The sequence below is a fragment of the Pseudomonas sp. QL9 genome, from assembly GCF_041409665.1.
Classification (GTDB): Bacteria; Pseudomonadota; Gammaproteobacteria; order Pseudomonadales; family Pseudomonadaceae; genus Pseudomonas; species Pseudomonas knackmussii.
In genome coordinates this window covers 5,374,308-5,396,281 of sequence record NZ_CP166971.1, presented here as the reverse complement: position 1 = coordinate 5,396,281, position 21,974 = coordinate 5,374,308, and the positions used below count along the sequence as shown (strand labels likewise).

Sequence of the window (21,974 nt, the reverse complement as noted above, 5' to 3'; positions counted from 1 at the left end):
TCCTAGAAACCGCTCTCGCGCACGCCGAGCGCCGCCAGCCGACGCAGGAAGCCGCCAAGGATCGACTCGCTACGCCCTTGCAACGTGACCATCCCGCGCACCGCCTGAACCGGTGCTGCCGCGTCGTCCAGCACCTCCAGGCGCGCGCCGTACTGGGCGTGCTCGGGAATCGCGCGCTGTTCGATATCGCGGCGCACGGCCAGCGGGCCGCCGTTGTCCGAGGCCAGCAACGGCAAGGCCAGTGCCGCGCTGCTGGCGGTGTCCAGCTCGATCAGGCGCACCGCCAGCGCCGGCGAGCCGGGCTGTTCGGCGACGAAGTGACCCTCGTCGCCCGGGTTCAGGCGTGCCAGCGCCTGCTGCTCGACGTAGCCACGCAGCTTGGGCTTCTGGGTGCCAACCACGCGCAGCAGCACGCGCTCCGGCGACAGCCACTCGCCGGCCCGCAGGTCGGCGCCCAGGTCGCGCACCACGCCGTCTTGCCCGGCGCGCAGTTGCAGGCGCTCGCGCTGCGCGGCAAGGCCACGGTAATCGGCCAGTTGCTGCGCCAGCTGGCTTTCCAGCACGCCGGCATCGGCCACCGTCTGCTGATTGGCGGTGGCCCGTGCGATCTGCAGTTGCAGCGCGCGGATTTCACTGCCGGCGATGCGCAGGTGGGCGTCCACGTCCGGCGACTCCAGGGCCAGCAGCAGATCGCCCGCCTTCACCGCCTGACCTTCGCGCACCATCACTTGCGCGACTCGCGCGCCGACCGGCGTATGCACCTCGCTCATCTGCGATGCCTCCAGCACCGCTGGCACTTCCACCGAGGTGCGCCAAGGCACCAGCAGGACCAGCAGCACCAGCGCGCCGACAGCCAGGGTCGGTAGCGCCTTGCGCGGCTCGGCGTGCTCGCGGTACTTCCACCAGAACTGCAGCTCGCGCCACACCGGCAAGGCGATGAACCAGCCCAGCTCGACCAGCATCAGGCCAATGCCCAGCACCTTGAAGAACAGGTGGTAGACCGCCAGGGCGATGCCGAAGAACAGTGCCGCGCGCCAGACCCAGGAGGCATAGCCCCACAGCAGCAGGCGCCGCTGCAGGCGTGGCGGCCAGGGCTCGGGCATCGGCGCGCCGTAGCCGAACAGCAGCTCGCGCAGGCGCCAGCGGCACAGGGCGAAGGCGCGGCCCTGCAGGTTGTCGACGGCGAGCAGGTCGCTGAGAAGGAAGTAGCCGTCGAAGCGCATCAACGGGTTGAGGTTGATCGCCAGGGTGGTCAGCCAGGTCGCGCTGGACAGCAGGAAGGCCGCGGTGCGTAACGGCCCGTCATCGAGCAGCGACCAGACCAGCAACGCCACGCAGGCCAGGAGCATCTCCGCCAGCACGCCGCCGGCGCCGATCAGCAGGCGGCTGCGCCTGTCGCTGACGCGCCAGGCATCGGATACGTCGGTGTAGAACATCGGCACCAGCACCACGAACGCCAGCCCCATGCTGTGCACCCGGCAGCCGGCGCGCTTGGCCATGTAGGCATGGCCCAGTTCGTGGCAGAGCTTGGCGAACCACAGCGCCACGCCGAAGGCGGCGGCCCCGGACCAGCTGAACAGGTAGGAGAAGCTGCCGATGAAGCGGTCCCAGTCGCGCGCCACCAGGAACAGCCCCAGGCTCAGCACCAGCGGCAGGCCAACGGTGAGCAAGGTGCGCCCATTGCGCGCCAGCCAGGGCCAGGTGCGGTTGAGGAAGGGATCGGGGCGCCACAGCGGGATGCGGAAGAACAGGTACTGGTGCAGCGCCTGCTGCCACAGGCTGTGCTTCTTCATCGCGGCCTTGCCGGCGTAGCTGGCGCGCTGCTCTGCATCGCTCGGGGCGATCAGGTCGTGCTCGCGCAGGAAGCGCAGCAACTGCTCCAGCTCGGTCTCGCCCAGGGCTCGGCCTCCGCCGGCGTTGGCCGCCGCCAGCACTGCCGCGCCCTCGCCCCGGCTCCATTGGCGCAGCAAGCGCACGGCGGCTTCGCCGAGCTTGAAGTAGCGGCCGCGCAAGGGATCGTTGAGCACCCACTGCGGCGCGCCGTCGAAGGTCGGCGCGGACTCGGAAAGCTGCAGGTCGTCGCGCAGCACTGGCAGGCTCATGTCAGAGCCCCAGGGTCTGGCGCAGCGCGGTCAGCGGCCGGCGCAGCAGGTAATAGGCTAGGGGCGCACGCGCCCCGTAGAGCTTCGCCGTGCCACGCAGACCGATGCGTGGCGACGCGCCTTCGAAGCCGGCCACCAGGCTGTAGGCCAGGCCGCCGGAGGGAACCGGCTCGGCCTGGTAGCCGATGCGTTCGAGCTGCGCCGGCACCGAGGTCAGCGGCTGGTTGTCGAGGAACAGCGCTACGCTTGCGCCCTGCTCCAGGCTCATGACCCCGCCCACCGGCAGTTCGATGCGCAACTCGGCACGCTGCGGGTCGGCGATTTCCATCAGTCGCTCACCGGTGCGTACCGGTTTGCCGGTCCAGCGCTCGGCGTCGGCGAATACCGCAATGCCGTCCTGCTCGGCGCGCACTTCACTGCGTTGCAGCAGGTCCTTGGCGTAGTCGCGCTCAGCGCGCTTCTGCTCGACGCGCGCAGCCAGCAGGTCGAGGCGCGCGGCCGACTCCGCATCCTGGAAGGCGCGCTGGGTATTGGCCTTGAGCTCGGCCTCGGCCACCGCCAGGGCGCGCTCGGCGACATCCGCCTGGGCCTTCAGCGTGGTGGCGTCGAAGCGCACCAGCAGGTCGCCGCGCTTCACCGCCTGGTTCGGTCGCACTTCGACCTTCGCGATCACACCGTCCAGCGGCGCGGCAATCACCATGCCGCCCTTGGGCACCACTTCCGCCGGCGCCAGCGCGGACTGGCGAATCGGCAGCAACAGCAGCAATGCAGCACCGCCGAGCACCATCGCCACACGCCGCTTCGGCCAGCGCAGGCGCCACGGCAGGCGCGGCTGCAGGGCGCACCAGGCGTGGGCGTAGGTCTCGCCCAGCTCGCCGAGCAGGGTCTTCTCGGCCGTGTTCCAGGGTTGCTGGCGCGCCAGCCAGAGCCCGCCGAAGCGCACGCCGGCACGGTCTTTAAGAGGTACCCAGAAGGCCTGCGGCACGCTCAGTTCCAGCAGGTCCTGGCGGGTCGACTCGCTGAACTGCGCGCTGTCCACGACATGCGGCTGATCCAGCGCATCGCCCTGGTCCAGCTCGCTGCAGGCACGCTCGATGAAGGAAACGAAAGGTGCATTGGGCTCGACCACGCTGACGCCGGTCAGCGCGCGAACCTTGCCGGCGATGACCAGCGCGGCATGGCGGAAGCCGAACAGCGCCTGGCCGTCGTTGACCATGGCGAAGCCCAGCCGCTCGATGCTGTCGGCCGCGCGCGCCTGGCGCTGCACGGCGATGAACTGGGCGAAGGCGACCTCGCTGCCGGCAGCGGCGTTCATGGCTGCTCCGCGAACCGCGCGGTACCGCTCATGCCCGCCACCAGCCCGGCGTCGGCCGGCACGCTGGCGATCAACAGGAGGGTCTGGCTGGCCTCATCGATGCGTGCGCCCAGGCGCTTCACCTCGACCTGCAGCGGCTTGCCGGTTTCATCCGGAACGAAATTGAACTGCTGGCCCGGTTTGAGCCGCGACAGCCAGCGCGACGGCACCAACAGGCGGATTTCCAGGCTGCGGTTGTCGACGATCTCCAGCAGCGGCGCGCCGCTGGCGACGCTCTCGAACGGCTGCGCCTTGCGCTGCACGACTTGGCCGTCGTACGGCGCCTGCACGGCGCAGCGGCGCACCTGCACCTGGTAGACCTGGGCCTGGGCCTGGGCTTCGGCCTGCTTGGCCTCGGCCAGGGCAACCTCGAAGCGGCCGACGGAATTCAGCGACGCCAGCTGGCGGTTGTGCGCCAGTTCCTCGCTGGCCGCACGCACGCCGGACTGGGCGGCGTTCAGCTGGGCCTGGTAGGCCGAACAGTCGAAGCGCACCAGCACATCGCCCTTGTGGAAGGCCTGGCCTTCGCTGAATGGCATTTCGAGGATGCGCCCGGCCAGTTCGCTGGACAGCATCGCCTGCTCACGGGCATGCAACACGCCGCGCACCTCGCGCGAATCGTTGGTCGACGCGCTCGACGCCGCCACCGGCAACAACGGGTCCGCCACCGGCTCCTGCGCCGCCTGCAGACTGCCCACGATCCCCATGGCGACCAGCGCCGTCCAGCACACATCCCTAACCATCGTCCATCCCTCTGACAGAATGGCGCGCAGTCTAAGGGAGAGCCGGCTTGTAGGAAACGGACTTCGTCAGATCATTTGGCCATCACGCTGGCAGCCCGTCGGTTCGTTCGAATCCTGCGCACTGGATGCAGTCATCCGCAGACCAGTCAGCGGCAGGAGAAATCGACATGCCAACCTGGAAAATCACCTTCACGCGGCACAACAACACCGACCAATTGCAACTGCAGTCGGCGCAGCAACCGAGCCCGGAAGAAGCGGCCGAGCACGTCCTGCAGTGGGCGACCGAGAACCTCAAGCCCGGTGAGTACGGCACTGCCCGCGATGCCCCGGAAGGGCCGGTCGGGCAGTTGCTGCGCCGTTACGGCATCACCGTCACCGGTATCGTCGAGGAATCGCCGCTGCCCGAAGGCTGACCCGCCCTTAGCCTTGTACCGGCATCGGCAAGCGGATGTGCCGCGCCAGTTCCTCGAACAGCGTCACCACGCTGCGCAGGGCACGGCAGTCGGGGCGGGTCAGTAGCCAGAGGGCGTTGCCGCAACCAGGCAGGTCGCCCTGCAGCACCTGCAGGCCGTCACCGTCGCGCAATAGATAGTCGGGCAGCGCAGCCAGGCCCAGGCCGCCGCGGCAGAGTTCGAGCACCGAGACGATGCTGTTGCAGCGATAGGCCGGGATCACCGCCGGGAAACTCTGGCGACGCCAGGCCACGCTGGCATGGTCGGGCATGAACTCGTCCGGGGCGATCCAGCTCAGCTCGCTCCAGTCGCGACCGGCATTGGCGCTTAGATAGTCGCGGTGCGCACAGAGCGCATAGCGCACCTCCCCCAGGCAGCGGCCAACCAGGTATTCCGGGGGCGCGGTGGTCAGGCGCACGGCGATGTCGGCGTCGCGCCGGCTAAGGTTGGCGAAGGCGTTGGAGGTGGACAGCTCCAGGTGCAAGCCCGGGTAGTCGCCCATGAAGCGCCCCAATGCCGGCAGCAGGATTCCCTGCAGCACCGCGTCGGTGCAGGTCAGACGCACGGTGCCGCTGAGCACTTCGCGGCCCTGCTCCAGGCCGACCCTCGCCGCCTCCAGCGCCTGTTCGGCCTGCTCGGCCTGGCGCGCCAGTTGCTGCGCCAGGTTGGTCGGCAGGTAGCCGGCACGGCCCTTCTCGAACAACGCGGTGCCCAGCGCCTTCTCCAGCCGGCGGATGGCGCGGAACACGGTGGACACGTCCACGGCCAGCAATTCCGCGGCTCGCGCCAGGTTGCCGCCACGCACCAGGGCGAGTACCAGGGAAAGGTCGGCATATTCCAACCGATATTGCATCGATGCATTCATGAATTGCGTAATCGCCAATTATTATTGCGTCTGCGCAACTATAAATTGCTCTCCGTAGCCCGCCAATGGGCGTCGACGCTGGGGAGCAAGAGATGCGGAAACTGCGCAAGGTTCTACGTATCGGCCTGATCGGTGATCGTGACAGCCAGGTCATGGCGCACTGGGCCATCCCCCTGGCGCTGCAGCAGTCACTGCTGCCCCACGCCGGCACCCTGCGCCTGGAATGGCTGCACACCGAGCGCCTGGCCCAGGGCCTGCCGCTGGAAGGCTACGCCGGCTTCTGGTGCATTCCCGGCAGCCCTTACCGCGACACCGAGGGCGCGCTGCGCGCCATTCATCACGCCCGCACCAGCGGCACGCCCTACCTCGGCACCTGCGCTGGCTTCCAGCACGCCTTGCTGGAGCGTGCCCGCAATGTCCTGGGCTGGGACGATGCCGCCCACGCGGAGCTGGACCCCGAAGCGCAACGCCCGGTGATCCACGCCCTGCCCTGCGCGCTGGTCGAAGTGCGCGAAGAAATCCGCCTGCGCCCGGGCTCACGCCTGGCCAGCGCCTATGGCAAGCCGAGCATTCGCGAAGGCTATCGCTGCAGCTACGGGATCAACCCCGAGTACCAGGAAGCCTTGTTCGGCGACTCACTGACGGCGAGCGCCCACGGCGAAGACGGCAGCATCCGCGCGCTGGAAGCCGAAGATCATCCCTTCTTCGTCGCCACCCTGTTCCAACCCGAGCGCAAGGCTCTGGCCGGCGTCAGCGTGCCGCTGGCCGAAGCCTTCCTGCGCGCCGTCGAGCAACACGCCAGGAGCCCCCAATGATCGCCAAGACGCCTGAACCGCCCTACTACGCCGTGATCTTCACCTCCCTGCGCACTGCGCAGGACGCCGGCTACGGCGTAACCGCAGATCGCATGTTGGAACTCGCTGCCGAGCAGCCGGGTTACCTCGGCGTGGAGTCGGCGCGCGGAGAAGATGGGCTGGGTATCACGGTGTCCTACTGGCGCGATGAAGAAAGCATCCGCCACTGGCGCGACGACGCCGAACACCGACTGGCCCGCGAAAGCGGCCGGCGCGAGTGGTATCGGCAGTTCCAGGTGCGCGTGGCTAAGGTCGAGCGGGCCTACGGATTCGACAGCAGCGACCTGTAGGAGCGGATCTCATCCGCGAAAATCTCCGAGCCAATACCTCGTTGCAGGAGCGCGCCATGCGCGCGAATCGCGGCCATGGGCCGCTCCTACAGGGGAAATGTCGTGCCATGCGGTTCGCGGATGAGATCCGCGTCTACAGCCACCAGCGCAGCAGGAAGAACACCCCCATGCTCAGCAAGACGCTGACCAGCGTATTGCGCGTCCACAGCACCAGCCCCACCGCCACCAGCGAACCGAGCAGGTAGGGGTTGTCCAGACGGAGGTTCAGCTGGTGCTCGGGCAGGAACACGATCGGCCCGCAGATCGCCGTGAGCATTCCCGGCACGGCGAAGCCGAGGAACTGCCGGATGTTGCTGCCCAGGCGGATCGGCAGGCGTGGTTCGAGGAACACGTAGCGGTTGAAGAAGACGATCAGCCCCATGCCGACGATCACGGCCCAGACCATCATGCCGACCTCCCACTGAACTTGTTGCAGACGAAGCCTGCGGTCATCCCCGCGAGGCCCGCGAGCACCAGGGCCGAGCCCAGGTGCCAGTAGCTGAACAGCACCGAGCAGAACAGCGAGACAGCCACGCAGACCACCGTCGGCACGCTGCGCACAACCGGTGCGATCAACGCCACGAAGGTCGCGGCGACGGAGAAGTCCAGGCCCAGGTGCTCAAGCCCCGGAATGCTGCTGCCCAGCAGCACGCCGGCCAGGGTGAAGAGGTTCCAGGCGATGTAGAAGGTCAACCCGACGCCCAGGGCGTACCAGCGGTTGAAGGCTTCGCGGTCGTGTTGGCTGGTCAGGGCGAAGAACTCGTCGGTGAGCAGGAAGCCCAGGCCGACGCGCCAGCGCCCCGGCAGGTCGGCGATCACCGGGCGCATGCTCATGCCGTAGAGCAGGTGCTGCGAGGTCAGTAGCAGCGTGGTCAGCATGATCGAGAGGAACCCGGCACCGCCCTTGAGCATGCCGATCGCCACCAGTTGCGCGGCGCCGGCGAAGACGATGGCCGACAGGCCCTGGCCGTGCAGCGGCGAAAGGCCGGCCTCGATGGCCAGGGAGCCGGCGAGCAGGCCCCAGGGCAGGACCGCGATGGACAGCGGCATGATGGCGATGGCACCGCGCAGGAAGGCGCGGGCGGGAAGCAGATCGTGGGACATGGGGAAGACGGCTTGAGGATCAGGTCGGGCGAGCTTGGCAGAAATGGCGGCGGGCGCCTTGAACGTTCTTGCTGTTTTGCGAGTCACGGGCGCCTTTTGATTAGGACAATTCCCACACGTTAATTAAGGAATTTCCGACTGATCGCACAAGGTGCGGCATCTAGCATGTCCGCGCTTTCCGAACAGCCCGTGGTTTTCCGTCGTGCAAATCTTCCTGCTGCTCTTCCTCATCCTGCTGCCCAGCCTGGCCACCGGCCAGGCCGGCGCCGCAGAACGCCATGCTTCCACCACCAAGGTGACTGCCTCTCGCGCTGAGCGACCTCCGTCAGGGGGATGGCAGCGTTCGGCCAAGGAACGGCAAAAGCTGAACCGGCTGCTCCGGCACGCCCAGCAGTTGCAGGGCATGCCCTACCGTTGGGGCGGCGCGTCGGAACGCACCGGTTTCGATTGCAGCGGCCTGCTGGTCTACCTGTTCCGCCAGGACGCCGGGATGGAGCTGCCGCGCAGCACCCACGGCATGATCCGCCAGCGTCATCGCCAGGTGTCGCGCCAGGCGCTGAAGCCAGGCGACGCGGTGTTCTTCAGCCACAACGGCAGCCAGCGCGCCAGCCATGTCGGCCTGTACCTGGGCGACGGCCGCTTCATCCATGCGCCGAGCACCGGCAAGACCGTGCGTATCGATTCGCTGGACAACGGCTACTGGAAGCGGCATTACCGCACCGCGCGGCGCTTCCGCACCCTGTAAACGCACCATCGTCAATGGCGCGAGAGCGCGGCACAAGGCCGGGCTCCCAAAAGGGAACTCCGACGCGGAGATATCCGAGCTTTACGGCGTCTTGGCCTTCTGCCCTTCGCTGGCGATCTGCGCGCTGTCCCAGCCACCCCCCATGGCGGCGATCAGCTGCACACTGGCGACCAGGCGGTTGCCGTAGAGGGTGAGCACGCTGCGCTCGTTGGACAGCGCCGTGGCCTGGGTGGTGACCACGTTGTTGTAGTCGACGGTGCCGGCCTTGTACTGGTTGGTGGTCAGGCGCAGCGCTTCGCGGGCGGCGTCCAGGGCTTCCTTCTGCGCCCCGCTCTCCTCTTCCAGCACCTTGAGCTGGACCATGTAGTCCTCCACCTCTCGGAAGCCGTCGAGCACGGTCTGCCGATAGGTCGCCACGGTCTGGTCGTAGCTGGCTTCGGCCTGCTCCACCTGCGAGGCGATCAGCCCGCCGTCGAACAGGGTCATGGCGAACTGCGGGCCGATCGACCAGTAGCGGTTCGGCGTCTCGATCCAGTTCTGGAAGCTGCCGCTGCGGTAGCCGCCGGTGGCGCTCAGGGTCAGGTCGGGGAACCAGGCGGCCTTGGCCACGCCGATCTGCGCGTTGGCGGAGATCACCTTGCGCTCGGCGGAGGCAATGTCCGGGCGCCGCTCCAGCAACTGCGACGGCACCAGCGCAGGCAGTTCCGGCAGCCTGGGCACCTGGCCGTTGGCGGCGAGGCTGAACTGCGCCGGCGGCAGGCCGACCAGCACCGCGATAGCGTGTTCGAGCTGGGCGCGCTGGTACTTGAGGTCGATGGCCTGGGCCTCGGTGCTCTTCAGCTGGGTACGCGCCTGGGCCACGTCGGCCTTGGTGACGATGCCGGCGCTGTACTGGTTCTCGGTGAGTTTCAGCGAACGCTGATAGGCCTCGACGGTGTCGTTGAGCAGCTTGATCTGCTGGTCCATCACGCGCAGCTGCAGGTAGTTCTGCGCCAGTTGCGACTGCAGGGACAGGCGCGAAGCGGCGAGGTCCGCAGCGCTGGCGTCACGGGTGGCGCTGTCGGCTTCCAGTTGGCGGCGCAGCTTGCCCCACAGGTCCAGCTCCCAGCTCACGCCGAGGCTCGCCGAATAGCTGTTGCTCACCCCGCCGCTGCCGCCGCTGGACACCGTGGAGCCATCGGCCAGGCGCACGTTGCTGCTACTGCCGCCCTGCCCGGAACGGGTCTTGTCGACGTTGCCGGTCACGCTCGGGAAGAAGGACGCGCGCGCGCCCTTCACCAACGCCACGGACTGCCGGTACGAGGCCTCGGACTCGGCCAGGGTCTGGTTGGCCTTGAGCAGGCGCTGCTGCAGGTCGTTCAGGATCGGGTCGCTGTACAGCGACCACCACTGCCCGTGGTTCTGCAGATCGGCCGGTTGCGCCATGCGCCAGCCCTCGCCTTCCTTGAAGGCGGCCGGCACCGCGACCTGCGGACGCTTGTAGTCGGGGCCGACGGCGCAGCCGGCAAGCGCGGCGCAGAGCGCCAGGGCGAGCAGGCCGGGGGAAAGGTTCGGGCGGTTCATAGCGGTGTCTCCAGGGCGCCGTCGGTGCGCACGCCGCGCTTCTTGTTGACCCAGTGGCGCAGGCGGTCGAGATAGAGGTAGACCACGGGGGTCGTGTAGAGGGTCAGCAGCTGGCTGCCGATCAGGCCGCCGACGATGGTCATGCCCAGCGGGCGGCGCAGCGCGGCGTCGCTGCCGATGCCGAAGATCAGCGGCAGCGCGCCGAGGATGGCGGCCAGGGTGGTCATCATGATCGGCCGGAAGCGCTTCATGCAGGCTTCGAGGATCGCCTCGCGCGGGGTCAGGCCGAGGGTGCGTTCGGCGTCCAGGGCGAAGTCGATCATCATGATCGCGTTCTTCTTGACGATGCCGATCAGCAGGATCACGCCAATCAGCGCGATCAGCGACAGCTCGGTGCGGAACAGCATCAGCGTGAGCAGCGCCCCCACGCCCGCCGAGGGCAGCGTGGAGAGGATGGTCAGCGGGTGTACGTAGCTCTCGTAGAGAATGCCGAGGACGATGTAGACCGCCACCAGCGCCAGCAGGATCAGCCAGGGCATGTTGTTCTGCGTGTCCTGCACCGCACCGGCGTTGCCCTCGAAGGTCGCCTGGATGTCCAGTGGCAGGTGCAGCGGTTCCAGAGCCGCCATCACCGCATCGCGCGCCGGCCCGATGAGCGCGCCGGGCGCCAGGTTGAAGGAGAAGGTGGTCGCGGCGAACTGGCCCTGGTGGTTCACCGTCAGCGGTGCGCGGCTGGGCTCGACGTGGGTGAAGGCCGACAACGGCACCTGCTGCCCATCGCTGCCGATCACGTAGACCTGGCGCAGCTCTTCCGGGGTCTCCTGGTACGGCTGATCAACCTCCATCACCACGTGGTACTGGTTCAGCGGGTTGAAGATGGTCGAGACCTGGCGCTGGCCGTAGGAGTTGTTCAGCACCGCGTCCACCGCCGCAACATCCACGCCCAGGCTGGCGGCGCGGTCGCGGTCGATCACCAGGCGGCTCTGCACGCCCTTGTCCTGGGCATCGCTGTTGACGTCGACCAGCTGCGGGATCTTGTTCAGCACCGCCTCGACCTTCGGCGCCCAGTCGCGCAGCAGGGTCAGGTCGTCGCTGCGCAGGGTGAACTCGTACTGCGCGTTGCTCTGCCGTCCGCCGATGCGCACGTCCTGGCCCGCCTGCAGGTAGAGGGTGGCGCCGGGAATCTGCGCCAGCTTCTTGCGCAGCCGCGCGACAATCACCTCGCCCGAGTCACGCTCGGTAATCGGCTTCAGGGTGACGAAGAAGGAACCGGTGTTGCTCGACTGCCACTTGCCGCCACCGACGAACCCGAGCACGTTCTCCACCGCCGGGTCTGCAGAAAGGATGGTGCGGTACTCGGCCATCTTGCGGCTCAGGGCCTGGAACGAAATGCTCTGGTCGGCCACCGCGAAGCCGCGCAGGCGCCCGGAGTCCTGCTGCGGCAGGAAGCCCTTGGGCACGATGGCGAACAGGTAGAAGTTCAGCGCGATGCAGCCGAGCATGATCACCACCATCAGCCGCGAATGCTCCAGCGCCCAGCTAAGGCTGGCGCGGTAGCGCAGCATGAAAGCGACGAAATAGCGGTTGGTCTGCCGCGCCACCGATGCCTTCTGCGGCCGGCCGACGGGGCGCAACAGGCGCGCGCAGAGCATCGGCGTCAGGGTCAGGGACACGATCAGCGAAACCAGGATGGCCGCCGCCAGGGTCACCGAAAACTCGCGGAACAGGCGCCCGGTGATGCCGCCCATGAGCAGCAACGGGATGAACACGGCTACCAGCGACAGGGTCATCGACAGCACCGTGAAACTCACCTCGCGGGCGCCGCGGATCGCCGCGGGGATCGGCTTGTCGCCCTCCTCGATGCGCCGGGCGATGTTCTCCACCACCACGATGGCGTCGTCGACCACGAAGCCGGTGGCGATGATCAGCGCCATCAGCGACAGGTTGTTCAGCGAGAAGCCGCACAGGTACATGACGGCGAAGGTGCCGACCAGCGACACCGGCACCGCCAGGCTGGGGATCAGCGTGGCGCGGCCGTTGCGCAGGAACAGGTAGACCACCAGGATCACCAGCAGCACGGAGATCACCAGGGTCAGCTCGGCCTCGTCCAGCGAGGCGCGGATCGAAGGGCTGCGGTCGTCCATCACCCTGAGTTTGACCTGCGGACCGAGTACGTCCTGGATCACCGGCAACTGCGCGTGGATGGCGTCGGTGGCCTCGATGATGTTGGCGCCGGGCTGGCGCGTGACGATGAGCAGCACCGCCGGCAGGTTGTCGGAGAAGCCGGCGTTGCGCACGTCTTCCACCGAGTCGCTGACCTTGGCCACGTCCTTCAGGCGCACCGCCGCACCGGTCTGGGCGTTGTAGTGGACGATCAGCGGCGCGTACTCGCTGGCCTTGCGCAGTTGGTCGTTGGCGTCCACCTGCCAGTGCCGGTCGCCGAGCTCCAGGGCGCCCTTGGGCCCGTCGGAGTTGGTGTTGGCGATTGCCGTGCGCAGCGTGTCGAGGGAGATGCCGTAGTGGCTGAGCTGGTCCGGGTTGACGTCGACCCGCACCGCCGGCAGCGAGGAGCCGCCGATGCTCACCTGGCCGACGCCCTTCACCTGGGAAAGCTTGGGCGAGACGATGGTCGAGGCCAGGTCGTACAGCTCGCCGCGGGTGTAGGTGTCGGAGGTGAGCGTGAGGATCATGATCGGCATGTCCGACGGGTTCGCCTTCCGGTACGTCGGGTTGTTCGGCATGCCGGTGGGCAACAGGCTCATGGCCGCGTTGATCGCCGATTGCACTTCGCGGGCCGCTCCGTCGATGTCCTTCGACAGGTCGAACTGGACGATGATCGTAGTGCTGCCCAGCGAGCTGCTGGAAGTCATGTCGGTGATCCCGGCGATCCGGCCCAGCGAACGCTCCAGCGGCGTCGCCACGGTGGACGCCATCGTCTCGGGGCTGGCACCGGGCAGCGACGCCTGCACCATGATCGTCGGGAAATCGACGTTGGGCAGCGGTGCCACCGGCAGCAATCCAAACGACATTCCGCCGGCAAGAAGCAATGCCAGGGTCAGCAGGATGGTCGCCACCGGGCGCAGGATGAACGGGCGCGAAAGGTTCATCAGCCGCGCTCCGCGCCTTCGTCGGGGGTGTTCACATCGAGCCCGTGGCGCAGCCGCCAGGCCGCCCAGCGCCGCGCCAGGCGGTCGAAGTACAGGTAGATCACCGGGGTGGTGAACAACGTCAGCAGCTGGCTCAGCAGCAGGCCGCCGACCATGGTCACGCCCAGCGGCTGGCGCAATTCGGCGCCGGCACCGCCGGCGAGCATCAGCGGCAAGGCACCGAGCAGCGCGGCCATGGTGGTCATCAGGATCGGCCGGAAGCGCAGCAGGCACGCCTGGTAGATCGCCTCATGGGGCGGCTTGCCCTCGTTGCGTTCGGCGTCCAGGGCGAAGTCGATCATCATGATCGCGTTCTTCTTGACGATGCCGATCAGCAGGATGATGCCGATGATCGCCACGATGCCGATGTCCTGCCCCGCCAGCATCAGAGCCAGCAATGCGCCCACACCTGCAGAGGGCAGCGTGGAAAGGATGGTCACCGGGTGGATGAAGCTCTCGTAGAGGATGCCCAGCACGATGTACATGGTGACGATCGAGGCCAGCACCAGGAGCAGGGTGTTGGACAGCGACGCCTCGAAGGCCGAGGCCGCGCCACGGAAGTTGCCCTCCAGGCTCGCCGGCATGTTCATTTGCGCCTCGACGTCGCGGATCGCCTGCACCGCCTCGCCGAGGGACACGCCCTTGGCCAGGTTGAACGACAGGGTCGCCGCCGGGAACTGGGCGATGTGGTTGATCGCCAGCAGGGTGTGGCGCTCCTCCACCTTCGCCAGGCTCGACAGGCGCACCTGGGTGCCGTCGCTGGCCGGCACGTAGAGGTTCTCCAGGGACTGCGGGCCGATCTGGAAGTCCGGCGCCACCTCCAATACCACGCGGTACTGCGTGGCCTGGGTGAAGATGGTCGAGACCAGCCGCTGGCCGAAGGCGCTGTAGAGCACGCTGTCGATGTTCGACAGGCTCACGCCCAGGCGCGAGGCGGTGTCGCGGTCGATATCGATGTAGGCCTGCAGGCCCTTGTCCTGCCAGTCGCTGGCAACGTCCGCCAACTGCGGCAACTGCTGTAGCCGGTCGAGCAGTTTCGGTACCCACTCGGCGAGCACGTCGGGGTCGGCGTCCTGCAAGGTGAACTGGTACTGGGTGCGGGCGATGCGGTCTTCGATGGTCAGGTCCTGCACCGGCTGCAGGTAAAGCTTGATGCCCGGCACCTTGTCCAGTTGCGGCTGCAGGCGGCGGATCACTTCGCTGACGGACAGGTCGCGCTCGGCGTGCGGCTTGAGGTTGATCAGCAGGCGCCCGGTGTTGAGCGTGGCGTTGGTGCCGTCGACGCCGATGAAGGACGACAGGCTCGCCACGTCCGGGTCGGCCAGCACCACCTTGGCCAGCTCCTGCTGACGGTTGGCCATGGCCTGGAAGGAGATCGACTGCGGCGCTTCGGCGATGCCCTGGATCACCCCGGTGTCCTGCACCGGGAAGAAGCCCTTGGGCATGAACACGTACAGCGCGGCGGTCACCACCAGCGTGCCGACGGCCACCAGCAGGGTCAGCCCCTGGTGGCGCAGGACCACACGCAAGGCAGCGGCATAGCGCTCGATCATGCGTTCGATGAAGCGGCCGGCAGCGCGGGCGAAGCGGCCCTCCTGCTCCGGCTCGATGTGGCGCAGCAGCTTGGCGCTGAGCATCGGTGTGAGCGTCAGCGAGACGAAGCCGGAAATCAGGATGGCCACCGCCAGGGTGATGGCGAACTCGCGGAACAGCCGGCCGGCCACGTCACCCATGAACAGCAGCGGGATCAGCACGGCGATCAGCGAGAAGGTCAGCGAGATGATGGTGAAGCCGATCTGCTTCGAGCCCTTGAGCGCAGCTTCCAGCGGGGAGTCACCCTGCTCCAGGTAACGCGCGATGTTCTCCACCATGACGATGGCGTCGTCGACCACGAAACCGGTCGCGATGGTCAGCGCCATCAGCGTCAGGTTGTTGATCGAGAAACCGGCCAGGTACATGACGCCGAAGGTGCCGATCAGCGACAGCGGCACGGCGAAGCTGGGGATCAGGGTCGCCGAGAGGTTGCGCAGGAACAGGAAGGTGACCATCACCACCAGGCAGACGGCGAGGAACAGTTCGAACTGCACGTCCTTCACCGAGGCGCGGATGGTCGTGGTGCGGTCGGTCAGCACCGTGACTTCGAGGTTGCCCGGCAGGCTCGCCTGCAACTGCGGCAGCATCTTCTTGATGCTGTCGACCACTTCGATGACGTTGGCGCCCGGCTGGCGCTGGATGTTCAGCACCACCGCCGGCGCGTCGTTGGCCCAGGCGGCCAGGCGCACGTTCTCGGCATCGTCCTCGACGCTGGCCACGTCGCGCACGCGCAGCGGCGAGCCGTTCTTGTAGGCGACGATCAGGTCGCGGTACGCGCTCGCCGATTTCAGCTGGTCGTTGGCGTCCAGGGTCGAGGAGCGCGTCGGACCGTCGAAGCTGCCTTTCGGGCCATTGAGGTTGTTGTTGGTGATGGTGGTCTGCAGGTCGCTGAGGCTCAGCCCCGCCGCCGCCAGCGCCGAAGGGTTGGCACGGATGCGCACGGCCGGGCGCTGGCCGCCGCTGATGCTGACCAGGCCGACGCCGGAAATCTGCGAAATCTTCTGCGCCAGGCGGGTGTCGACCAGGTCCTGGATCTTCGGCAGCGGCATGTCCGGCGACATCACCGCCAGGGTCAGGATGGGCGCATCGGCCGGGTTGACCTTGCTGTACACCGGTTGGTTCGGCAGGTCCTTGGGCAGCAGGCTCTGCGCGGTGTTGATCGCCGCCTGGACTTCCTGTTCGGCGACATCGAGGTTCACTTGCAGGCTGAACTGCAGGGTAATCACCGAGGCCCCGCCGGAACTGGTCGAGGACATCTCGTTGAGCCCGGGGATCTGCCCGAGCTGGTTCTCCAGCGGCGCGGTCACCGAGGACGTCATGATCTCCGGGCTGGCGCCCGGATACAGGGTGACCACCTGGATGGTCGGGTAATCCACTTCCGGCAGCGCCGAGATCGGCAGGAAGCGGTAGGCGATGATCCCCGACAGCAGGATCGCCACCATCAGCAAGGTAGTGGCGACCGGCCGCAGGATGAACAGGCGCGACGGGTTCATTCGCTCTTACCGCTGTCCTGGGCGGGCGCGTCCGAGCCGAAGGGCTTGGGCGAGGCGCCTTCGCCATCCGCGCTCGCATCGGCGCGGGCTTCTTCGTCGCTGGCGACTATGTGCAGGCGGGTGCCGTCGCGCAGGCGGTCGGTGCCTTCGACGACGACGCGCTGGCCAGCGTCCAGGCCCTTGGTGACGACCACCCGCTCATTCTCGCTGGTGCCCAGCTCGACCAGCTGGCGCTTGGCCTTGTCGTCCTTGTCCACCAGGTAGACGTAGGTGCCATCGTTACCGCGCTGCACGGCGTTTGCCGGAATGCTCAGCACCCCGTGCAGGGTCTCGGCGAGCAGGCGCACGTTGACGAACTGGTTGGGGAACAACGCCTGGTCGGCATTAGCGAAGGCAGCCTTGAGCTTGACCGTACCAGTGGTGGTGTCGATCTGGTTGTCCAGGGTCTTGAGCACGCCGCTGGCCAGGGTGCGGTTCTGGTTGCGGTCCAGTGCCTCCACCGGGACGGGCTGGGAGCCGGAGAGCTGGCGGGCGACGGTGCCCAGCTGCTGCTGCGGCAGGGCGAAGACCACCGAGATCGGCTTGACCTGGGTGATCACCACCAGTGGCGTGGTGTCGCTGGACGTCACCAGGTTGCCGACGTCCACCTGGCGCAGGCCGAGGCGCCCGGAAATCGGTGCGCGCACCTGGGTGAATTCGAGGTTGAGCTTGGCGTCGTCGACCTGGCCCTGGTTGGTGCGCAAGGTGCCTTCGTACTGGCGCACCAGCGCCTCCTGGGTGTCCAGGGTCTGCTTGGCGATGGAGTCCTCGGCGTACAGGCCCTTGTAGCGCGCCAGGTCGATCTGCGCGTTCTTCAGCTGCGCCTGGTTCTGCTGCAGGGTGCCCACCGCCTGGTCCAGCGCTGCCTGGTAAGGGCGCGGGTCGATCACCGCCAGCACGTCGCCGGCCTTGACCTCCTGGCCTTCCTGGAACGGCACCTTGAGCAGCTGGCCGTTGACCCGCGCACGCACGTTCACGGTGTTGTAGGCCGTCACCGTGCCCAGCGCGTGGTAGTGCACCGGCAGGTCGCCCTTCAGCACCGGCGCCACGCTGACCGTGATCGCCGTACCGCCGCCCTGGCGACCCTCCCCGCCGGCCATGGCCGCGCGCGGACCGCGCCCGCCGCCACCGGCCTGTGGCTCCGGCGCCGAGCTGGTCCTGTGCAACCACATGCTCAGCGCGACCACCCCGGCGAAGGCCGCCGCGGTGATCAGCCAGGGGCGCAGCTTGCGCAGTTTCGAGGGCGATCCGTTGCTTGGGGTCATAGTGGTCATCGGGCGGCCAAGGGTCCTAGAGAATAGCGGGGCACGGCGGGAAACGCCGCTAGCACGGGCGTAGCTCCACCGATAAACATTCAGCCCTGAACGATAATCACTGGCAGCTTGCAGGCAAAGCCTCTTTACCCGCTATTTACCTTTGTTTACCGAGAGTTAGAGCGCTTGGACGCGACTTGCCGGCGGACGTTCCGCTGCCATTGTCGCCCCCGAAAACGACGATGCCGCCCGGCCAGTGGCGCGGGCGGCATCGAGGGGAGCGGCGCCGGGGCTATCCGGCGCCCGAGCGTGATCAGCTCAGCGCAGCGACGGCGGCGGCGTAGTTCGGCTCGTCGGCGATCTCACCGACCAGCTCGCTGTGCAGCACCTTGTTGTTCTCGTCCAGCACCACCACCGCACGGGCGGCCAGGCCGGCCAGCGGGCCGCTGGCGATGGCCACGCCGTAGTTGGCGAGGAACTCGGCGCCACGCATGGTCGACAGGTTCACCACGTTGTCCAGGCCTTCGGCGCCGCAGAAGCGTTTCTGGGCGAACGGCAGGTCGGCGGAAACGCACAGCACCACGGTGTTGGCCAGCTTGCTGGCTTCGACGTTGAACTTGCGAACCGAGGTGGCGCAGGTCGGGGTGTCGACGCTGGGGAAGATGTTCAGCACCTTGCGCTTGCCGGCGAAGTTCTCCAGGGACACATCGGCCAGATCGCCGCCGACGAGCTTGAACGCCGGAGCCTGCTGGCCTTTCTGCGGCAGCTGGCCGTCGACGTTGATCGGGTTGCCCTTGAGGGTGACTTGAGCCATTGCGGTATTCCTTCTGTCGTGGGGAGGCCCCGCCGCAGAGCCGGCGGGGACCGGGAAATCGGGGCCGAGGCAAATCCTAGCATGAACTTGCCCGAGTGAATCGGTCGGAAAAGCGCCAAGCGGGAAAGCGGATTTCAACGCCGCCCGGCGCTATGCTGGGCGCCCTTCAAGGAGGCCCCATGCGACTCGCCCGCTTCGCCCTGATCGTCACTCCACTGTTGTCGTTGTCGGCACTGGCTGACGAAAGCTGCCACGTCATTGCGGTGGACAGCGGCTCCAGCCTGATTTGCCGCAGCAGCGAAGGCCACGACCTGCGCGTCGCACTGCGCGGTATCGAGATCCCGACAGCCGTTGCCGAAACAGCGCACCGGCGTCTCGACGAGTTGGTCGGCGCTCATTCGGTGACCTTGCGCCAACCGCTGCCGCAGCCATCCGGTCAGCTGACCGCTGCCGTCTGGGCCACCCCGCCGGACTGCCCGAGTTGTGGCCACACCCTGGACGTCGGCCGCGCCCTGCTCAGCGTCGGCCTGGCCCGCTGGAAACCCGACGCCGCGCAGGGCGAAGAGGAGCGCGTGCAATACAGCTTCGAGGAGCAGGAAGCGCGGGCGCGGAAGGTCGGTCTGTGGAACACCAACCTGTAGGAGCGGCCCATGGCCGCGATTCGCGGGCATGGCCCGCTCCTACAAAGAGACGTCGTGCCGAGATTTCGCGGATAAGATCCGCGCCTACACAGGGGCCGATCCGAACGCTCAGGCCCAGCCGAATCGCCGCACGAACCAGCCCTTCAAGCCCTGCACCATCACCATGTAGCCCACCAGGATCAACGCCAGCCACGGCCAGTAGTCCGCTGGCAATGCCTGCATGCGGAGCGAATGGCCCAGCGGCCCTTGCGCCAGGAATACCGCCAGCGCGCCTATGCCCAGGGTGGCCGCGAGCACCGGCCAGGCCGCACGGCTCTGCAGGAAGGGAATGCGCCGGGTGCGGATCATGTGCACCACCAGCAGCTGTGAGAGCAGGCCTTCGACGAACCAGCCGGACTGGAACAGCCCCTGCTGCGCCGGTGTGTTCGCCTCGAAGACGAACCACAGCACCAGGAAGGTGGCGATGTCGAACAGCGAGCTCAGCGGACCGAAGCACAGCATGAAGCGCCCAAGGCCCTCCGGGTTCCACTGCTGCGGGCGGCGCAGGAGTTCGGCGTCGACGCCATCGAAGGGAATCGCGATCTGCGCCAGGTCGTACAGCAGGTTCTGCAGCAGCAATTGCAGCGGCAGCATCGGCAGGAAAGGCAGGAAGGCGCTGGCCGCCAGCACGCTCAGCGCGTTGCCGAAGTTCGCGCTGGTCGCCATGCGGATGTACTTGAGCAGGTTGGCGAAGGTGCGCCGCCCTTCCACCACGCCCTCCTCCAGCACCATCAGGCTTTTTTCCAGGAGGATCAGGTCGGCCGCTTCCTTGGCGATGTCCACCGCCGAATCCACCGATATACCGATATCGGCGCCGCGCAGCGCCGGCGCGTCGTTGATGCCGTCGCCGAGGAAGCCGACTACGTGGCCGCGCGCACGCAGCACCCGGACCAGGCGCTCCTTGTGCGCCGGCGTCAGCTTGGCGAACAAGGTGGTGCGCTCGGCCAGCTCGCCTAGCTCAGCGTCGCCGTAAGCATCCAGCTTCGGGCCGAGTAGCACGCCCTCGACCGGCAGGCCGACGTCGCGGCAAACCTTCAGGCTGACCCGCTCGTTGTCCCCGGTCAGCACCTTCACCGCCACGCCGTTCGCGGCCAGCGCGCGCAGGGCCGGCGCCGTGGTCTCCTTCGGCGGGTCGAGGAAAGCGATGAACCCGTCCAGGCACAGCCCCTGCTCATCGTCCAGGCCGTAGGTCTCGCGGCTGGGCGGCAGCGTCCGGGTCGCCACCGCGACCACCCGCAGGCCGTCGCGGTTGAGGGCCTCGGCCACCGCACGGATGTGTTCCAGGCGTGCACCGGTCAGCGGCTCGGCACAGGCCTGATGGCGCACCGTCGCGCAGACTTCCAGCACTTCCTCGAGGGCACCCTTGCAGATCAGCAGGTGATGGTCGTCGCGCTCGCCGAGCACCACGGACATGCGCCGCCGGGCGAAGTCGAAGGGAATCTCGTCGACCTTGTGGTAGCGGCTGTCCACACGCAGCGCCTGGCGCAGCTCGGCGTGTTCGAGCACGGCGACGTCGAGCAGGTTTTTCAATCCGGTCTGGTGATAGCTGTTGAGGAAGGCCAGCTGCAGCACGCGATCGTCGACCACGCCGTAGACGTCGGTATGCCGCTCCAGGACGATCCGGTCCTGGGTCAGGGTGCCGGTCTTGTCGGTGCAGAGGATGTTCATCGCGCCGAAGTTCTGGATGGCGTCCAGGCGCTTGACGATCACCTTGCGCCGACTCAACGCTACCGCGCCCTTGGCCAGGGTGGAGGTGACGATCAGCGGCAGCATCTCCGGAGTCAGGCCGACTGCCACCGCCAGCGCGAACAGCGCTGCCTGCAGCCAGTCGCCCTTTGTGTAGCCGTTGAGCAGCAGCACCACCGGCGCCATCGCCAGCATCAAGCGGATCAACAGCCAGCTGACCTTGTTGATCCCGGCCTGGAAGGCGGTGGAAGGACGGCCGCCGATGCACGTTCGCGCAGCCAGCGCGCCAAAGAAGGTGCGCGCACCGGTGCCGACCACCAGCGCCAGGGCCGAGCCGCTGACCACGGTGGTGCCCATGAAGCACAGGCTGTCGCGCTCCAGCGGGTTGTCCTGGCGGGCATCGCGGACCTGGGCGAACTTCTCCACCGGCAGCGATTCCCCGGTCAGCGCCGCCTGGCTGACGAACAGGTCCTTGGTGCTGAGCAGGCGCACGTCCGCCGGCACCATGTCGCCGGCCGACAGCCAGAGCACGTCGCCGGCCACCAGTTGGCGGATCGGCACCTCGCGGCGGCGCGTCAGGCCCGACTCGGCCTCGTCCGCGCGGAAAACCGTGGCGGTGTTGCCGACCATGGCCTTCAGCCGTTCAGCGGCGTCGTTGGAGCGCTTTTCCTGGACGAACCGCAGCAGCGTGGAAACGCCCACCATGACGCCGATCAGCAGCGCGGCCGGCAGGTCGCCGGTGAGGCAGGCGATCAGCGCGAGAACGCTGAGCAGCAGGTTGAAGGGGTTGCAGTAGCAAAACCACAGGTGCGCCCACCAGGGCAGCGCGCGCTGCTGGTCGATCTCGTTCGGCCCGGCGCCCAGGCGCTCGCCAGCCTCGGCTTCGCTCAGGCCTTCGCGGCGGCTGCCCAGGCGCTCGAACAGCACCTGCGGCTCCAGCACCGACCAGTCCAACAATGCCTGGGCAAGCGGCTCCGCCGCCGCGCCGCGCGGCGAGTCGGGCAGCGCCAGGCGCCGTCGCTGGCGCGCGGGCTGGCCCTTGTTGAAGAAATCGAGCAGGTTTTCCCTGAGTCGATCGAAGTGCATGACGAGTCCCCTTCGCCACCGTCACGACTGGCGGCGCAGGGAGTCTCTGCGGGCATCCTTAAGGTGTAATGAA

The 21,974-nt window shown here is 67.6% G+C and carries 17 protein-coding genes; 5 read left to right on the top strand and 12 right to left on the bottom strand.

Annotated features, from left to right (window positions below; translation table 11 throughout):
* Window positions 1-2 precede the first annotated feature (2 nt).
* Genes ACA097_RS25165 through ACA097_RS25155 form a run of 3 tightly spaced genes read right to left on the bottom strand, consistent with a single transcriptional unit; the run spans window position 3 to window position 4,199 of the window.
* Entirely contained in the window at window positions 3-2,102 is a 2,100-nt protein-coding gene (locus tag ACA097_RS25165) for a biotin/lipoyl-binding protein (RefSeq protein WP_371366725.1), read from the bottom strand.
* Between the two features lies 1 nt (window position 2,103).
* Window positions 2,104-3,417 (bottom strand): efflux RND transporter periplasmic adaptor subunit, encoded by a 1,314-nt coding sequence (locus tag ACA097_RS25160; protein WP_371366723.1) that lies wholly within the window; start codon window positions 3,415-3,417, stop codon window positions 2,104-2,106.
* A complete protein-coding gene (locus tag ACA097_RS25155; protein ID WP_371366721.1) occupies window positions 3,414-4,199 on the bottom strand; it encodes an efflux RND transporter periplasmic adaptor subunit in 786 nt (261 codons plus the stop codon). The genes ACA097_RS25160 and ACA097_RS25155 overlap by 4 nt, the downstream gene beginning before the upstream one ends.
* A 167-nt stretch (window positions 4,200-4,366) precedes the next feature.
* Here ACA097_RS25155 and ACA097_RS25150 point away from each other — a divergent pair, with 167 nt between their 5' ends.
* A complete protein-coding gene (locus ACA097_RS25150; RefSeq protein ID WP_371366719.1) occupies window positions 4,367-4,612 on the top strand; it encodes a hypothetical protein in 246 nt (81 codons plus the stop codon).
* 7 nt (window positions 4,613-4,619) lie between these two features.
* On the opposite strand, the gene ACA097_RS25145 is transcribed toward ACA097_RS25150, so the two are convergent.
* Complete coding sequence (locus tag ACA097_RS25145) at window positions 4,620-5,504, bottom strand: LysR family transcriptional regulator (protein ID WP_371366717.1); 885 nt, start codon at window positions 5,502-5,504, stop codon at window positions 4,620-4,622.
* Between the two features lie 104 nt (window positions 5,505-5,608).
* On the opposite strand from ACA097_RS25145, the gene ACA097_RS25140 reads away from it, so the two are divergent.
* Together ACA097_RS25140 and ACA097_RS25135 are read left to right on the top strand one after the other, a co-directional pair.
* Window positions 5,609-6,331: a CTP synthase gene (locus ACA097_RS25140; RefSeq protein ID WP_371366714.1), complete on the top strand. Its 723-nt coding sequence runs from the start codon at window positions 5,609-5,611 to the stop codon at window positions 6,329-6,331.
* Complete coding sequence (locus ACA097_RS25135; RefSeq protein ID WP_371366712.1) at window positions 6,328-6,660, top strand: antibiotic biosynthesis monooxygenase; 333 nt, start codon at window positions 6,328-6,330, stop codon at window positions 6,658-6,660. Before ACA097_RS25140 ends, ACA097_RS25135 begins: the two co-directional genes overlap by 4 nt.
* 133 nt (window positions 6,661-6,793) lie before the next feature.
* Here ACA097_RS25135 and ACA097_RS25130 read toward each other — a convergent pair whose 3' ends face one another.
* Both ACA097_RS25130 and ACA097_RS25125 read right to left on the bottom strand, forming a co-directional pair.
* On the bottom strand, window positions 6,794-7,108 hold the full coding sequence (locus ACA097_RS25130; protein WP_043253033.1) for an AzlD domain-containing protein: 315 nt from the start codon (window positions 7,106-7,108) through the stop codon (window positions 6,794-6,796).
* Window positions 7,105-7,803 (bottom strand): AzlC family ABC transporter permease, encoded by a 699-nt coding sequence (locus ACA097_RS25125; RefSeq protein WP_371366710.1) that lies wholly within the window; start codon window positions 7,801-7,803, stop codon window positions 7,105-7,107. The genes ACA097_RS25130 and ACA097_RS25125 overlap by 4 nt, the downstream gene beginning before the upstream one ends.
* A gap of 202 nt (window positions 7,804-8,005) precedes the next feature.
* Here ACA097_RS25125 and ACA097_RS25120 point away from each other — a divergent pair, with 202 nt between their 5' ends.
* Window positions 8,006-8,548 carry a C40 family peptidase gene (locus ACA097_RS25120; protein ID WP_052355301.1) on the top strand — a complete coding sequence of 181 codons (543 nt, stop codon included), beginning with the start codon at window positions 8,006-8,008 and terminating at the stop codon, window positions 8,546-8,548.
* An 81-nt stretch (window positions 8,549-8,629) separates the two neighbouring features.
* Here ACA097_RS25120 and ACA097_RS25115 read toward each other — a convergent pair whose 3' ends face one another.
* The 5 genes from ACA097_RS25115 to tpx form a co-directional block, all read right to left on the bottom strand.
* Window positions 8,630-10,111, bottom strand: coding sequence for an efflux transporter outer membrane subunit (locus ACA097_RS25115; RefSeq protein ID WP_371366708.1), 1,482 nt, complete (start codon window positions 10,109-10,111; stop codon window positions 8,630-8,632).
* Entirely contained in the window at window positions 10,108-13,218 is a 3,111-nt protein-coding gene (locus tag ACA097_RS25110; RefSeq protein ID WP_371366706.1) for a multidrug efflux RND transporter permease subunit, read from the bottom strand. Before ACA097_RS25110 ends, ACA097_RS25115 begins: the two co-directional genes overlap by 4 nt.
* On the bottom strand, window positions 13,218-16,343 hold the full coding sequence (locus tag ACA097_RS25105; RefSeq protein WP_160287446.1) for an MdtB/MuxB family multidrug efflux RND transporter permease subunit: 3,126 nt from the start codon (window positions 16,341-16,343) through the stop codon (window positions 13,218-13,220). Before ACA097_RS25105 ends, ACA097_RS25110 begins: the two co-directional genes overlap by 1 nt.
* The gene (locus tag ACA097_RS25100; protein ID WP_371370574.1) at window positions 16,340-17,647 is read right to left on the bottom strand and encodes an MdtA/MuxA family multidrug efflux RND transporter periplasmic adaptor subunit; all 1,308 of its coding nucleotides are present in this window, start codon (window positions 17,645-17,647) and stop codon (window positions 16,340-16,342) included. Before ACA097_RS25100 ends, ACA097_RS25105 begins: the two co-directional genes overlap by 4 nt.
* A gap of 301 nt (window positions 17,648-17,948) precedes the next feature.
* Window positions 17,949-18,449, bottom strand: coding sequence for a thiol peroxidase (tpx, locus tag ACA097_RS25095; protein WP_371366704.1), 501 nt, complete (start codon window positions 18,447-18,449; stop codon window positions 17,949-17,951).
* 179 nt (window positions 18,450-18,628) lie between these two features.
* Between tpx and ACA097_RS25090 the strand changes: the two genes are divergently transcribed.
* Window positions 18,629-19,090: a thermonuclease family protein gene (locus ACA097_RS25090; protein WP_371366702.1), complete on the top strand. Its 462-nt coding sequence runs from the start codon at window positions 18,629-18,631 to the stop codon at window positions 19,088-19,090.
* Window positions 19,091-19,198: 108 nt separating this feature from the next.
* On the opposite strand, the gene mgtA is transcribed toward ACA097_RS25090, so the two are convergent.
* Window positions 19,199-21,901 carry a magnesium-translocating P-type ATPase gene (gene mgtA, locus ACA097_RS25085; protein ID WP_371366700.1) on the bottom strand — a complete coding sequence of 901 codons (2,703 nt, stop codon included), beginning with the start codon at window positions 21,899-21,901 and terminating at the stop codon, window positions 19,199-19,201.
* Window positions 21,902-21,974 lie beyond the last annotated feature (73 nt).

Bases quoted from the DNA above. Each gene is read 5' to 3' on its own strand.
- ACA097_RS25165 (WP_371366725.1), bottom strand. From the start codon at position 2,102: ATGAGCCTGCCAGTGCTGCGCGACGACCTGCAGCTTTCCGAGTCCGCG.
- ACA097_RS25160 (WP_371366723.1), bottom strand. From the start codon at position 3,417: ATGAACGCCGCTGCCGGCAGCGAGGTCGCCTTCGCCCAGTTCATCGCC.
- ACA097_RS25155 (WP_371366721.1), bottom strand. From the start codon at position 4,199: ATGGTTAGGGATGTGTGCTGGACGGCGCTGGTCGCCATGGGGATCGTG.
- ACA097_RS25150 (WP_371366719.1), top strand. From the start codon at position 4,367: ATGCCAACCTGGAAAATCACCTTCACGCGGCACAACAACACCGACCAA.
- ACA097_RS25145 (WP_371366717.1), bottom strand. From the start codon at position 5,504: ATGCAATATCGGTTGGAATATGCCGACCTTTCCCTGGTACTCGCCCTG.
- ACA097_RS25140 (WP_371366714.1), top strand. From the start codon at position 5,609: ATGCGGAAACTGCGCAAGGTTCTACGTATCGGCCTGATCGGTGATCGT.
- ACA097_RS25135 (WP_371366712.1), top strand. From the start codon at position 6,328: ATGATCGCCAAGACGCCTGAACCGCCCTACTACGCCGTGATCTTCACC.
- ACA097_RS25130 (WP_043253033.1), bottom strand. From the start codon at position 7,108: ATGATGGTCTGGGCCGTGATCGTCGGCATGGGGCTGATCGTCTTCTTC.
- ACA097_RS25125 (WP_371366710.1), bottom strand. From the start codon at position 7,803: ATGTCCCACGATCTGCTTCCCGCCCGCGCCTTCCTGCGCGGTGCCATC.
- ACA097_RS25115 (WP_371366708.1), bottom strand. From the start codon at position 10,111: ATGAACCGCCCGAACCTTTCCCCCGGCCTGCTCGCCCTGGCGCTCTGC.
- ACA097_RS25110 (WP_371366706.1), bottom strand. From the start codon at position 13,218: ATGAACCTTTCGCGCCCGTTCATCCTGCGCCCGGTGGCGACCATCCTG.
- ACA097_RS25105 (WP_160287446.1), bottom strand. From the start codon at position 16,343: ATGAACCCGTCGCGCCTGTTCATCCTGCGGCCGGTCGCCACTACCTTG.
- ACA097_RS25100 (WP_371370574.1), bottom strand. From the start codon at position 17,647: ATGACCCCAAGCAACGGATCGCCCTCGAAACTGCGCAAGCTGCGCCCC.
- tpx (WP_371366704.1), bottom strand. From the start codon at position 18,449: ATGGCTCAAGTCACCCTCAAGGGCAACCCGATCAACGTCGACGGCCAG.
- ACA097_RS25090 (WP_371366702.1), top strand. From the start codon at position 18,629: ATGCGACTCGCCCGCTTCGCCCTGATCGTCACTCCACTGTTGTCGTTG.
- mgtA (WP_371366700.1), bottom strand. From the start codon at position 21,901: ATGCACTTCGATCGACTCAGGGAAAACCTGCTCGATTTCTTCAACAAG.